General features: G+C 44.0%; 13 protein-coding genes and 1 pseudogene. All 14 read right to left on the bottom strand.

Annotation, left to right across the window (positions count from 1 at the left end):
- Window positions 1-10: 10 nt before the first annotated feature.
- Window positions 11-2,221: a GumC family protein gene (locus ACWU4D_RS01765; RefSeq protein ID WP_456049654.1), complete on the bottom strand. Its 2,211-nt coding sequence runs from the start codon at window positions 2,219-2,221 to the stop codon at window positions 11-13.
- Window positions 2,222-3,029: 808 nt separating this feature from the next.
- Window positions 3,030-3,560, bottom strand: a complete 531-nt coding sequence (locus ACWU4D_RS01760) for a HupE/UreJ family protein (RefSeq protein WP_456049653.1) — start codon at window positions 3,558-3,560, stop codon at window positions 3,030-3,032.
- Between the two features lie 12 nt (window positions 3,561-3,572).
- Window positions 3,573-4,214: an urease accessory protein UreG gene (ureG, locus tag ACWU4D_RS01755; RefSeq protein WP_456049652.1), complete on the bottom strand. Its 642-nt coding sequence runs from the start codon at window positions 4,212-4,214 to the stop codon at window positions 3,573-3,575.
- A gap of 2 nt (window positions 4,215-4,216) precedes the next feature.
- Window positions 4,217-4,879: an urease accessory protein UreF gene (locus ACWU4D_RS01750; RefSeq protein WP_456049651.1), complete on the bottom strand. Its 663-nt coding sequence runs from the start codon at window positions 4,877-4,879 to the stop codon at window positions 4,217-4,219.
- Complete coding sequence (gene ureE / locus ACWU4D_RS01745) at window positions 4,879-5,379, bottom strand: urease accessory protein UreE (protein WP_456049650.1); 501 nt, start codon at window positions 5,377-5,379, stop codon at window positions 4,879-4,881. The genes ACWU4D_RS01750 and ureE overlap by 1 nt, the downstream gene beginning before the upstream one ends.
- 28 nt (window positions 5,380-5,407) lie before the next feature.
- Window positions 5,408-7,114, bottom strand: a complete 1,707-nt coding sequence (gene ureC, locus ACWU4D_RS01740; RefSeq protein ID WP_456049649.1) for an urease subunit alpha — start codon at window positions 7,112-7,114, stop codon at window positions 5,408-5,410.
- Between the two features lie 41 nt (window positions 7,115-7,155).
- Window positions 7,156-7,461 carry an urease subunit beta gene (locus tag ACWU4D_RS01735; protein ID WP_456049648.1) on the bottom strand — a complete coding sequence of 102 codons (306 nt, stop codon included), beginning with the start codon at window positions 7,459-7,461 and terminating at the stop codon, window positions 7,156-7,158.
- A gap of 8 nt (window positions 7,462-7,469) precedes the next feature.
- Entirely contained in the window at window positions 7,470-7,772 is a 303-nt protein-coding gene (gene ureA, locus ACWU4D_RS01730) for an urease subunit gamma (protein ID WP_456049647.1), read from the bottom strand.
- A 57-nt stretch (window positions 7,773-7,829) separates the two neighbouring features.
- Entirely contained in the window at window positions 7,830-8,702 is an 873-nt protein-coding gene (locus ACWU4D_RS01725; RefSeq protein WP_456049646.1) for an urease accessory protein UreD, read from the bottom strand.
- A 5-nt stretch (window positions 8,703-8,707) separates the two neighbouring features.
- Entirely contained in the window at window positions 8,708-9,403 is a 696-nt protein-coding gene (gene urtE, locus ACWU4D_RS01720; protein WP_456049645.1) for an urea ABC transporter ATP-binding subunit UrtE, read from the bottom strand.
- Window positions 9,400-10,236: an urea ABC transporter ATP-binding protein UrtD gene (urtD, locus tag ACWU4D_RS01715; protein ID WP_456049644.1), complete on the bottom strand. Its 837-nt coding sequence runs from the start codon at window positions 10,234-10,236 to the stop codon at window positions 9,400-9,402. Before urtD ends, urtE begins: the two co-directional genes overlap by 4 nt.
- A complete protein-coding gene (gene urtC / locus ACWU4D_RS01710; RefSeq protein WP_456049643.1) occupies window positions 10,233-11,318 on the bottom strand; it encodes an urea ABC transporter permease subunit UrtC in 1,086 nt (361 codons plus the stop codon). Before urtC ends, urtD begins: the two co-directional genes overlap by 4 nt.
- A gap of 2 nt (window positions 11,319-11,320) precedes the next feature.
- A pseudogene (gene urtB, locus ACWU4D_RS01705) lies at window positions 11,321-12,199 on the bottom strand (urea ABC transporter permease subunit UrtB); the annotation flags it as partial.
- A 966-nt stretch (window positions 12,200-13,165) separates the two neighbouring features.
- On the bottom strand, window positions 13,166-14,440 hold the full coding sequence (gene urtA / locus ACWU4D_RS01700) for an urea ABC transporter substrate-binding protein (RefSeq protein WP_456049642.1): 1,275 nt from the start codon (window positions 14,438-14,440) through the stop codon (window positions 13,166-13,168).
- Window positions 14,441-14,474 lie beyond the last annotated feature (34 nt).

The following is a 14,474-nucleotide window of genomic DNA, read 5'->3' as shown; positions in this document are numbered from 1 at the left end:
CTCTTTTGTCCTATGCTTTGTCGTTTGTATTGACGTATTGACCATATTCCCCATAACCGTATTCAGCTCCTGCTAATTTACGGCTAATCTGGTTTACAACCACACCTTCAATCTTGATATCGTGTTTACGTAATTTAGCGAACGTCTTTTTAACTGATTCTTGCTTAGTCTCATTCGCTTTCACAACCAACAGCATTTTCTGGGTAAGCTGGCCAATAATTAGCGAGTCACTCACTGGTAGCGTCGGTGGCGTGTCGATAATGATGTATTTAAACTGCTTTTCTAAAGTATTAAGCAGTTCAGCAAATTGATCGGAGCTTAGTAATTCTTGTGTATCGCTAGCGAGCATACCTGCTGGTAAAATTGTTAACCCTGATTTTTCATCCTTATATAAGCATTCAGATAAATCGGTGCCCATAATCAAATGATTGTTCAAACCTTGTTGGTTTTTTTTCAACCCAAAACGTTCGCCGATCGCCGATTTACGTAAGTCACCATCAATCAAAATAGTACTTTCCATATTGGCGAGTGCGATGGCTACGTTGATCGCAATCGTCGTTTTCCCTTCCGATGCAACTGAAGAGGTAATCGCTAAACGCTTATGAGTTGGGTTACTCAGCATTAAGGATGTACGTATCGAACGTATCGATTCGATGAACGTATTCTCATTTTCATCATGAAAAACGCTATTATCGAGAGGTTTTTTCTCAAAACGTGCCGCTTTGACTTTCGGAATTCCCCCGAGTGGAATTAAACCAAAACGGTCTTCGAAGTCGGCGCTCGACGTAATGGTGTTTCTTAGGGAGTCATTAATAATCACTAATACGACTGCAAAACCAAAACTCAATATTAAGCCAGCGATTACGATCAATAATCGACTTGTTCCACTTGGATAATGTGGCGTCCTTGCTTCAGCGACTACACTAGCAATCGTAGAATTAAAGTCCTTAGTCGCAGTTGTTTCCTTCTGACGAGTTAAAAATACATTTAACAAATCGCGGTTAGTTGCAACGTCACGCTTAAGCGATTCATATTTATTTCTTTTAATTGATAAAGCTTGGAAATCCCCACGACGTTGATTGATCGTCGATTGAATTAAATTTTCTTGTTTACGAAGGGCTTGAAGTTCTTTATTAAAACCACTAATAAGTAAGTTAGTCGTCGTTGATGCACGTTCTTTAACCGCGTCCAAGCGAGCTTGTGCAGCAATCATCTTGTCGTGTTTTTCGCCGTAACGTTTGCGTAATTCATTAACTTCATTTTGCGCTTCCAGCTCAGCAGCTCGGATAGCGACAACTTGTGGGTGAGATGAAATAGAAGGAATTGATGAAATCAAAGCCACATTTTTCGTACTTGACGTACTCAATGCAGAATACGCTGACTCTACTTCAATACGTCGGTCTCTTACATCTGATAAGCGCTGTGTTAAATTAGCGAGCTCTCGACTGGCTAATGCATCAATGCCACTATCATCAATCAATTTCTCTTTTACTAGATAATCAGACAGAGCTTTCTCTGAATTCTCTAATTGTAATTGCAGCTCAGCCGCTCGCGCATTGATCCAATTAGATGCGTATTTAGTAACCGCTAATCGCCCTTCTAAGTTTTTCTCGATATAGGCAAGTCCAATTTCATTCGCAATTTTGGCTGCCAACTCAGGCTCTTCAGCGGTAAAGCTGATTTTTACTAACTGGGTATTACGAATAGGTATGATTTCGAGACTCTTCTTAAAGTCGCGTAAAATGTCTTGACTAACCTTATCGTCAATCTGCTCATATTCAGATTTTGGCATTGGTCCGAAATCACTCTCATCAACCGTTGAAGACGTGAAAGGCAACCAGCTGAAGAATTCGGCAATCGATTGTGATTCCGTAAGACTTTTATTGAACTTTGGATTTTTAGCAAGTTTCAGTTTCTCGATAACTCGTTGAGCAATCGGATCTGACTGCATTATTTCATATTGAGTTTGATAGTATTCCTTTTGACTGGAATCAAACCCTACCATCTCTTCAATCGATACTGCTTTTTTCTCTTGGGCTTCAATCAACAGTGTTGCAGTTGCAGTGTATTTTGGTGCGAGTTGCAGAACGATCAGAACCAATAATATTGAAACCATGAAACAAAATAGCGCTATCTTTACCCAGCTCTGTTTTATCACTTTGATGTAATGCGAGAAGTCAACGATAGCTTCTGAGTTTGAATCTTTAAGTTCATCTTGCATGCAAAAAACCTAATTATTTATGTTATTAAAACTAACTTAAATCTAAAGTTAATAAGGGCTTACCCAAAAGTTGTGATGACATCAAGAGTATTTCCAGAACCTGCTGAACCAGAGAGAGCAGAGTTACTCTTATCGTGTATAAATTCTTCAATTTCATCTTAAGCAATGGGTTAATTTGGCGGCAAACGGCGTATGGTTGCGTATTTGAAGGCCTCTAAATTCTCTCAACGATAACTTGCGCTTACACTCCTCTGTATTGCTTATGACGGAAAGTTCACATTGGCACTCATTATCGGCATCTTATATTACTTGCACAATACTAATCGGCCACCTTAATCGAGTAAAACCCCATAGTATCAACTTCGAGACAATCACTCGTTAAGATACCAATAGACACAACCCTATTGACATTAAACTCAATTAAAGAGGTTGTTTTTTCGTATAACACCTATTTATTTGTATGTGAATTGTTAATAATTGTTATGTTTGACATGTATGGTTTGTGAAACACATGTTTCATTCTCAAGAAACCAAGGTGGGGAATTGGTGCAATTTGTACATTTAACACTCAATATGTTTTTAAATTAGGAAGAGGTAATGCAACTCGTTGAAACCGTTAAAATTTAAGGTGACTCAAATTTAAGTACGATACGTCTTTCGTTAGTGAGGAGAAATAATTAATCTGGAGAAGGTCCGGTACTAGAAAATATATCGGATTAGAATGAAATGGAGCTCGTTGAAAGTCGCTATACACTAAGCAACAATGCCGACGTTAGCCGGCATTGAAAGCAACACTACAAAATTAAGTTTATTGATGTACTGAACGAGCTTTAGCGGCGACAGCCTGTCGACCGATAGCGTAAGTCAAACTGATGACGAGTGTACTTGCTAGCATGACACCAAGGCCAAATTGAACTGCGCCACCTTGTGCTTCTGCACCTTGCACTAAACCATGTGAAACACTAAACAACGCAACAGCGGCTATCGCCATCACACTTTTCGTTCCGCCTTTTTTTAACGCAACTAAAGCCAATGGCAGTCCTAAGATCGATGTTGTGACTAACGCTTCCACAGAACTCGCCCCACCCCAAGAAAGACCAATAATGTAACCACTCGCGATCGCAGCCATAATAACACCAGAAATCTTGCTTGCATTACGGAACGTGAACTCAGAAAGAAACAAGCCAATCAATGCCATGGCTAACAGATGATCCCATCCAGTTAATGGGTGTAATATGCCCTCGACAAAACTTCCGTGTGCGCTATGACCTGTATGCGCAAAACTGCTACTACTCACCAAAACCAACCCTACAGACAAACCTCTTAATAATCCCTTCATATACTTTTTTCCTTATACTTCTGTAACTTCAATCACGACGTCGCGCTTCTCTAACATGCCGCGTTCAATAATAAAATCGATAACAACTTCTAACCCATCTCCACGAATCAAGTTCGTAAATACGAAGGGCTTGTTACCACGCATCTTTTTCGCATCTCGGTCCATTACCTCAAGTGACGCATTAACCATGGGGGCAAGATCCGTCTTATTGATAATCAACAAATCTGATTTGGTGATTCCAGGCCCACCCTTACGCGGTATTTTATCTCCTGCGCACACATCGATCACGTACAACGTCAAATCAGATAACTCTGGGCTAAACGTCGCGCTTAGGTTATCACCGCCACTTTCGACCAAAACAAATTCAAGTTTTGGGTGACGATCTTGCAGTTCATCAATCGCCGCTAAATTCATAGATGCGTCTTCTCGGATCGCCGTATGGGGACATCCGCCAGTTTCTACCCCAAGAATTCTATCGGCTTCCAGAGCTTCATTACGCAATAAAAATTCGGCATCTTCTTTGGTGTATATGTCATTAGTCACAACAGCAAAGTCGTAGTGCTGACGCAACGTTAGACATAACTGGTGTAATAATGCGGTTTTACCCGAGCCAACAGGGCCGCCAACCCCAATTCGTAGACATTGAGAACTCATGGTTAACTCCTAAATAATCGTGAATATTGAGTTTCATGCCAGGCACAAGCCATGGCAAAATTTGGCAGAGTCAAGCCGATCGCTTCGTCCTCTACCTTAACCCCTTTTAATAAAACTTGTTCAATTTGTGGCATCAATGCCAGTAATACTCGTTGTGCAGAGGTTTGGCCAAGCGGCACTGTTTTACACGCTACTGTAATTTGATTTTCTAACCAAGACCAAAGCCAACCTGTAACCGCTTGTTCGGTTGAGACACCAAAATGCTGGCACGCCTTAGCGAACAATGGCAAGTAGCTCATACCTTTTGCTTCAGGCGGTAATTCAACATCCAAACTCTTTAGCAATCGAAAAAAAGTTTGGCCCAACATTCGCTCTTCTTGTACCAACTCCGCGGTTTCACGATTGGCAAGCAACACAGCTTGCCAATGCTCTAGAGCGACGAGATCGTTGTTCTCCCATGCGTGATAACAACGAATCAATAGCGGAACTTCAAGATGTGCTTGTGCAAAATTTAATATTGGTTCTAACCACTCTTGGAGCGAAGCCTCATCCGTTACCCACTCCAACTCAACCGCAGTTTCCAAGCCCTGACTGTAAGCGAATGCGCCGATAGGTAAGCTTGGGCTGCTGAGGTGTAACAGTGAAAGCAGAGATTGAACATTCATTAATGGCTATGCTCCCCGTGACTATGGGAGTGGCTATGGGAATGATCACTATGTGAATGTCCATGCGAATGCCCACCACCGTGATACGCCCCATTTTCTGGATTAAACATACCTTTATGGTGGCGACATTCGAGTCCAAACAGTTCAACCATCTCTTCTAGAACATGATCCGGCTGAAAGCGAAGCCACTGTTCACCAATTTCCATGGGGACATGACGGTTCCCCATGTGATAACACGCTTTAGAAAATGAAATCCAATCTTTTGCAACCGCGGTAACAACTTGCTCTTCTTTGGCGACAACTTGGAATACTTTGCCGCATTCTGTAAACAGACAATCTCCGTGTTGCAATACATCACCGCGCGGAAGAAAAATACCGACATCGTGTCCGTTGTGGCTCTCTGTTCTAAAACGTCCACGTTGGCGCATTTCGTACGCTAACACAACCGAATCCAGAACTTCGCCATGATGGTGATCAGATCGACTTACTACTCGAAACATACTCATTATCCTTCTAGTAAATGCGTGTTTAGAACAACGTATAACGTTGGGCCAATGGCAATTCAGTTGCCGGATCACAACTCAATAACGCGCCGTCAGCTCTCACTTCATAAGTTTGCGGGTCGACGGTAATCGTTGGCATATAATCATTGTGAATCATGTGATTTTTAGTGACATCCCGGCAGTTTTTACACGCGACGAGTTCTCTTTGTAAGCCAAGTGATTCTCTTAGACCATTTTCTGTCGCCGCTTGGCTAGTAAAGGTTACCGAGGTTGCAGAGGCCGCTGAACCGAAACCGCCAAACATGTAACGATAATGAACTGGCTGAGGCGTTGGAATCGACGCATTTGCATCTCCCATTGGTGCAGCTGCTATAAAGCCACCCTTAATGATCAGAGCAGGTTTAATTCCAAAAAAAGCCGGTTTCCATAAGACGATATCGGCCATTTTCCCGACTTCCAATGAACCAACCATGTGTGATACTCCATGGGCTATCGCTGGGTTAATCGTGTATTTAGCGATGTAACGTTTTGCGCGAAAGTTATCCGCTTCAATCTCTTTATCTTCTTCAAGATAACCGCGTTGTACTTTCATTTTATGAGCCGTCTGCCAGGTTCGACAAATCACTTCGCCCACACGCCCCATGGCTTGAGAATCTGATGCAATCATCGAGAATGCCCCCAAATCATGCAGAATATCTTCAGCAGCAATGGTTTCTTTACGAATCCGAGAATCGGCAAACGCCACATCTTCGGGAATATTTGGATCAAGGTGATGACATACCATCAGCATATCCAAATGTTCATCAACCGTATTCACAGTGTATGGCCGAGTTGGATTAGTTGAGGAAGGCAAAACGTTGGGTTGGCCACAAGCAACAATAATATCTGGCGCGTGTCCCCCCCCCGCACCTTCGGTATGGTAAGTATGAATGGTTCGATCTTTAAATGCCGCAAGTGTGTCTTCTACAAAACCAGACTCATTGAGTGTGTCGGTATGGATAGCGACCTGAATATCGTATTGTTCGGCAACCGATAAACAATTATCAATAGAAGCTGGTGTCGTTCCCCAATCCTCATGTAGCTTCAAGCCACATGCACCTGCTTCTACTTGCTCAGCGAGTGGCTCGGGCAAACTTGCATTTCCCTTACCCAAGAAACCAAAGTTCATTGGCATTTGATCGGTACTGCGGAGCATTTGCTGCATATTCCACGCGCCCGGGGTACAGGTTGTTGCATTCGTCCCCGTTGCAGGACCAGTACCGCCACCAATCATAGTCGTCGTTCCCGACATCAATGCTTCTTCAATCTGCTGAGGGCAAATAAAATGGATGTGCGCGTCAATAGCGCCCGCGGTAACAATGTGGCCTTCACCGGCAATTACTTCGGTGCTCGCACCAACGTTAATTGTTACATCGGGTTGAATGTCTTTGTTGCCTGCTTTACCGATGGCGGCAATCTTGCCATCTTTAATTCCGATATCCGCTTTAACGATACCCCAGTGATCAAGAATCAGCGCATTAGTAATCACACAGTCGACCACTTGATCACGACACAATTGACCTTGACCCATACCATCACGGATCACCTTACCACCACCAAATTTCACTTCATCGCCATATGTCGTGAAATCTTTTTCGACTTGAATAAACAACTCTGTATCTGCAAGTCTGACTTTATCGCCGACAGTAGGGCCGTACATATCTGCGTACGCACGACGAGAAATTTCTGCCATTATTTGTTCTCCCTAACCATTTTTGTCTAGTGATATCACTGTCAAAGTTTGCCCATCACATCGCCACGGAAACCGTAGATGGTCTTGTCACCATCAATCTCAACCAACTCAATATTACGAGTTTGTCCAGGCTCAAAGCGCACCGCTGTACCAGCGGCAATATTCAAGCGCATGCCCTTAGTTTTCTCTCGGTCAAATTCAAGTGCGGGGTTGGTTTCAAAGAAATGATAATGACTGCCAACTTGCACTGGGCGATCGCCATGATTAATTACGGCAATTTGTTCCGTTCTACGGCCTTTGTTAAGCTCGATAGAGTCGGTTCCCAAAATATATTCACCAGGATTCATCATGCCTCCTATTGAATTGGATTATGGACGGTAACCAGTTTGGTTCCATCGGGAAATGTGGCTTCGACTTGAACTTCTTCAAGCAGTTCGGCGATGCCTTCCATTACATCGTTTTTACTGAGTAATGTTCGTCCTTCACTCATTAATTGCGCAACCGATTTTCCATCGCGCGCCCCTTCCATGATCGCTGCTGAAATATAAGCCGATGCTTCAGGGTAATTAAGCTTCACGCCTCGTGCTAAACGTCGCTCTGCAACCAGAGCCGCAGTAAAAAGCAGAAGCTTATCTTTATCTCTTGGAGAGAGTTCCATGTGTTATTCCTCTAGCCAGGTGGTTTTCTATCGTTCTTATCCTGATAAACCAAGTTGTTAGGTATACCAAATACGGGGGGTACAAGCTGGTCGCTCTAATAGGGTTGGACGAACCAACTCCCAACACTGACGCAATTGCTGCTGTGCTTGCTCACTACAATCGCCAAGATAACGAACCAACAGTACATTCAAGCGGTAGGTAATGCTCAAACACCCTTTTTGGTCCGCTTGAAAATGCGTTCTAAGTTGGTTGACCATCTCATTGCCCTGTTCTATTCCAATTTGTTCCAAACCAACGATCGCCAATGTTCCCGAGACTAAGTGTCCATTGAACCCACTTACCGCCGTTAATAAGGGATCGTCTGCCGCAAGAAATTGACGTTCAAGTAATATCGGTTTGCCATCTTGATATATAGAAAGACGTTGTTCGACACTGCCATGAACAAACGGAAGGTGACTTTTCGGTCGGCCCAAACAGAACACATCGATGCCAACAAATTTGGCATTGCCGTATAAGTTGACTTGGGTGCTCAGTTTGCCATGTGCGCCATCAAATACGATGGTTTCCATTGGCATCCATTCACAAACGGCATTATCGACTTCAATGTCGACATGCTGTTTTTGCTCAATCGCTTTGCTGTCAGCTTTGTAAATTTTTCCCGCCGATGGTGTTGTGATCAGTGCATGACTGTCGGTTTGGCAATGAATATGAATACTAAGATCATCCCCGGAAACCAGCCCACCCGGTGGATGAAGCAAATACACATGACAGACATCGTCTTCTGGATAAAAAGGGCGTTGCACGCGCAGTGGTCCATGAAACTCCATGTGCTTCATTCGTGTCTTATCCGCGGATTTATCAAACCCTAACGATAAATACGCTGGCCAATGGCGCTGAGCTTGGGTAGACATATCAAAGGTATTGCTCATATCCATTACACCGTTAAATATTTTTTTACGAGCTCGTCACTGAGCTCACCCATCTCGCCCATTGCGACCTGACGTCCTCGGTCCAATATGCAGAAGTTGTCGGCCACTTTGCGGGCAAACGGGAGCTTCTGCTCCACTAGCAATACGGTTAATCCGATCTCTTTATTTAGGCGTCGGATAATATCGCCAATTTCAGCGACAACATTGGGTTGAATACCCTCTGTGGGTTCATCAAGGATCAGTAATTTAGGGTTGATCACCAAGGCTCGACCAATCGCCAACTGCTGCTGTTGACCACCCGATAAATCACCACCTCGACGATGTAACATCTCTTTCAATACAGGAAACAACTCATAAATAAATTCAGGGACGTGTTTGGCTTTATCGCCACGCATTGGCAACCCAATCCGTAAGTTCTCTTCTACGGTGAGCAGTGGAAAAATCTGACGCCCTTGCGGTACATAGCCAATCCCCATCGGAGCTCGTTTTTCTGCAGCACTCGTCGCAATGTTGTTACCCAAAAAGTTAATTTCGCCACTCTTGGTTGGAAGAAGCCCCATAATGCATTGCAATAATGTCGTTTTACCTACCCCGTTACGTCCCATAAGCACGGTGCATCGACCTTCTGGAATATGCATATCGAGGTCCCACAGCGTGTGACTTTGGCCATAAAATTGGTTTAAACCTTTAATCTCAATCATGCCTCTTCTCCAAGATACACTTCGACCACTTTTCGGTTACTTTGAACTTGGTCCATCGTCCCTTCGGCAAGCACATGACCTTGATGTAACACTGTCACGTCTCGTGCGATGGAACGAACAAAATCCATATCATGTTCAACCAAAATAATGGTTCGTTCACCCGCAAGAGAAGTGAGGAGTTCTCCGGTTCGGTCCATCTCTTGGTGTGTCATTCCTGCCACCGGCTCATCGACCAAGAGCAACTTCGGATTCTGCATCAACAACATTCCAATCTCTAACCACTGTTTTTGCCCATGAGATAACGCACCAGCCAACAAACTGCGTTGGTCATAGAGCCCAACCTGCTTGAGTACGTGATCAATATGATCCATTTCACTCGACGTTAGCGTGGCGAATAGACTCGACATCACCGTTTTCGGGCCCGCCATGGCCAACTCTAAGTTATGAAAAACGCTTTGGCTTTCAAATACGGTGGGCTTTTGAAACTTGCGACCAATTCCCGCTTGCGCAATCTCAGGCTCATTCATCGACAACAAATTAATGTTTTGACCAAACCATGCACTGCCACAATCAGGACGAGTTTTACCGGTAATGATATCCATCATCGTGGTTTTCCCCGCTCCATTTGGGCCTATGATGCAACGTAACTCCCCTTCTTTGACGTACAAATTCAAGTCATTAATCGCCTTAAAACCGTCAAACGAAACACTAATGCCTTCGAGATAGAGCAAATAACCTTGTCCAACGGTAAGCATTGGATTTACCACTGGCTGCATGAAGTCGTAGACATGGTTACGATCGGTTAAGGCTTTGGCATAATCCACTACACTCATGACTGAACCTCTTTGCGTTTAATAAGACCTGTGACCCCATTAGGTAGGAATAATGTAACCAAAACAAACATGGCACCAAGGCTAAACAACCAAACTTCCGGTAATGCTGCGGTTAGATAAGTTTTGGCGTAGTTCACTGCCAGCGCACCCACTACCGCACCATATAAAGTTGCTCGCCCACCTAATGCTACCCACACAACCAATTCGATTGAATTGAGCGGTGAGAACTCTGAAGGGTTAATGATTCCAACTTGTGGAACGTACAAAGCCCCTGCTATCCCTGCTAACACCGCAGAAAAAGTAAAAATCGCTAGCTTGATATACTCCACTTTATACCCAGTAAAACGAGTCCTAGATTCGGCATCTCGCACGGCCATCGCAACGCGCCCCAAACGGCTCACCACAATAAATCGGCAAGCAATGTAACCGAGGCCCAACGCAATGCCAGATAATCCAAATAAAGTAAGGCGCGTCATATCAGATTTAAGGTCGAATCCAAGTATGTCTTTAAAGTCGGTTAAACCATTATTACCGCCAAACCCCATCTCATTGCGGAAGAAGGCCAAGAGCAATGCATAAGTCAGTGCCTGTGTAATAATGGATAAATACACTCCCGTTACCCGAGAACGAAAGGCAAACCACCCGAAGACAAACGCGAGTAAGCCTGGTGCTAGAACCACCATCAACATAGCGAACCAGAATTGGTCAAAACCTTGCCAGAACCATGGTAATTCTTGCCAATTTAGAAACACCATGAAGTCAGGTAACTCTGGATTTCCATATACACCACGGTCGCCAATTTGACGCATTAAGTACATCCCCATGGCGTAGCCACCAAGTGCAAAAAATGCCGCGTGCCCAAGGCTTAAAATACCTAGGTAACCCCATACGAGATCGACGGCGACCGCCAACAGTGCATAGGTTAAATATTTGCCCATTAAAGTGATGGTGTAGGTTGAAATATGCAATGCGCTACCCGGTTCAAAAAATAGGTTCAAACTCGGAACTAGGCAAAGAGCAGCACTCAACACAATTAAAAACATTAAGGTAGAGCGGTCGAACAATTTTGATTGAAGATTCATTTTTAGCCCTCCGCTGAGCGACCTTTCTGAGGGAATAAGCCTCTAGGTTTCTTCTGAATAAATAGAATGATAAAGACCAGTACAAGGATCTTCGCCAATACTGCACCTGCCCACGGTTCGAGAACCTTATTCGCAATCCCAAGCGACATTCCTGCGACGAGCGTTCCCCACAAGTTACCCACGCCACCAAATACCACCACCATAAATGAATCGATGATATAGGCTTGTCCAAGGTTTGGACCGACATTGGTTAATTGGCTGAGGGCAACACCCGCAATACCTGCGATACCCGAGCCTAAACCAAATGTCATGGCATCAACCCACTCAGAACGAACCCCCATCGCTCGAGCCATACTTCGGTTTTGCGATACGGCACGAACTTCAATTCCTAAACGTGTGTATCGCAGCACCATAAACAGCAGTGCAAAAACAATTAAGCAAAACACAATAATGTAGAGTCGGTTAAGTGTAAGACTTAGCAATGGGTTAATTTCAATCACGCCTTGCATCCAATCTGGAGTTGAAACTGAGCGGTTCAAAGGTGAGAAAATAGTTCGTACCGTTTGCTGAAGAATCAAACTGATACCAAAGGTAGCGAGTAAGGTTTCAAGTGGACGACCATAGAGAAATCGCATCACACCGCGTTCGATTAAAATACCGACAAACCCCGACACTAGAAAAGCAACTGGAATCGATAACACAACTGCCCAACCAATATGATTCGGCATCAGTAGCTGCATCATATATGTGGTATAGGCCCCTAACATGATCAGTTCGCCATGCGCCATGTTAATCACACCCATTACGCCGAATGTGATCGCCAAACCAATTGCAGCTAAAACCAACACCGAGCCTAGGCTTAAACCAAAGAACAGGGTTTCTCCTAAATTGGCGATATTGGCTCGTTGCTCGATAAGACCTAACGCCTTATTCGTCGCGTCAGCAAGCTCATCACTCGGCTCTTTTTCTAAAAAGCGAGTGAGTGCATTTCGTGCAGTCGGTTGATAACTTTGTCCTAGTAGTTCAATTGCCTGTGCTTGCTCACTTTCTTGCTCCGACGTATTGAGTTGATAAATCGCCATGGCGGTGTCGAGCACATCAATAACACTGGAATCCTGCTCTGTTTGACGCGCGTTGTTTAATAGAGCGTATCCAGATTCATCCAGCGAGCCCATTAGTTGTGTCACCGCCGCGATACGGACATCGACATTAGGATGAGAAATATTCAACCCTGCCAACGTCGCCTTTATTTGGCCTCGTAAGCGGTTATTAATGCTTATTTTTTTAACGCTTCTGGATTTAACCGATGTGGTCGCTTCTTCTGTGAGTAATGGTCTTATGGCGTAACGACCACTTTTCTTATCGACAACCTCTACCAGAGTTTTCTTTGATTTGTCGAGATAGATACTCCCGTCCAATAACAATTCTAGAACGGTAATCGCTCGCACATCTTGACTCTTACCAAGTTCGGTGACTGCAAGGGTAATTTCTTTGAAATCGCGCGTGGTAAGGCGCTCGAGTTGTTGCTCAAAATCAGAGGTGGCTGCACTAACAGATGGTGCGCAGCAAAGAAGTATTGTGGCGAAGAGAGTTATCAAAGATGAACTCCAATGCCGAAATTGTTTTATTAAGTGCTGAAAAATAGTGAAAGACATCACTGACATACCTCAGGTTAAACGAATAATTCTTCTTCATAAAACAGTATCGATACATACTCGAGTTGAAGGAGAAATAATAAACTGGCAAGCTGCAAGGTGGTGACAGCGTAACTATAGGTATCACTGTCACCACATTTTGCAAAATTACGTTTAACGTTGGGGAACTCTTACGAGAACTCCTTAGCTAATTTAGAAGTTCTGGCCAGAACATTTACCTGTTGTGATGTTGTAGTTACCACAAGAAAGAGGTTGTCTCCAATCTGAAATCAGGTCTTTTGAACCAGGTAGATAATCAGACCAAGCATCGCCAGGAACTAAGCCAGATGTTTCCCAAACCGTTTCAAATTGACCATCGTCTTGAATTTCGCCAATAAGCACAGGCTTCGTAATATGGTGGTTTGGCATCATCGCAGAATAACCGCCAGTCAAGTTAGGTACCGTCACACCAATCAGTGCATCGCCGACGACAGATGGATCCGTTGTTCCAGCTTTCTTAACCGCTTCTACCCACATGTTAAAGCCAATGTAGTGTGCTTCCATTGGGTCATTTGTTACACGCGCTTCATCTTTAATAAACGCATGCCACTTCTCAATAAACTCATCATTGACGTCGGATTCAACGCTCATGAAGTAGTTCCACGCCGCTAAGTGACCAACAAGTGCAGATGTATCCATACCTGACAATTCTTCCTCGCCAACAGAGAAAGCAACCACTGGAATATCATCAGCTGATACGCCTTGGTTTCCTAATTCTTTGTAGAACGGAACGTTAGCATCACCATTGATGGTCGAAACAACGGCGGTTTTCTTGCCAGCCGATCCAAACTTCTTAACGTCGGATACGATTGACTGCCAGTCCGAATGACCAAACGGGGTGTAGTTGATCATAATGTCTTCTTCAGCCACGCCTTTCGATTTTAAATATGCTTCTAAAATCTTATTGGTGGTACGTGGGTAAACGTAGTCTGTTCCCGCTAAAACCCAACGCTCGACACCTTGGTCGAACAAATAATCAACCGCTGGAATGGCTTGTTGGTTTGGCGCAGCACCAGTGTAGAATACGTTTTTCGACGATTCTTCACCTTCATACTGAACTGGGTAGAACAGTAGACTATCAAGCTCTTCAAATACCGGAAGAACTGACTTACGTGATACGGAAGTCCAAGCACCAAATACAGCTTCTACTTTCTCTTTTGATATTAGCTCTCGTGCTTTTTCTGCAAACAATGGCCAGTCCGACGCTGGGTCAACAACAACGGCTTCGAGCTGCTTACCAAGAAGGCCGCCCTTTTTATTTTGCTCATCAATAAGCATTAGCATGGTGTCTTTTAGCGTCGTTTCACTGATCGCCATAGTGCCAGATAAAGAGTGGAGAACGCCTACCTTGATAGTGTCTTCAGCCATTGCATGACCACTAAGTAGCGTTGCCGCTAGTACTGAAGTCGCGAGAAAATTCCTTTTCATTGGTCTTCTTCCTTCCATTCGTTTTGAAATAACA

It is taken from the genome of Vibrio phycocola, from assembly GCF_053850235.1.
Note: the sequence above shows the minus strand (reverse complement) of the source record. Positions and strands in the feature narration are given on the sequence as shown.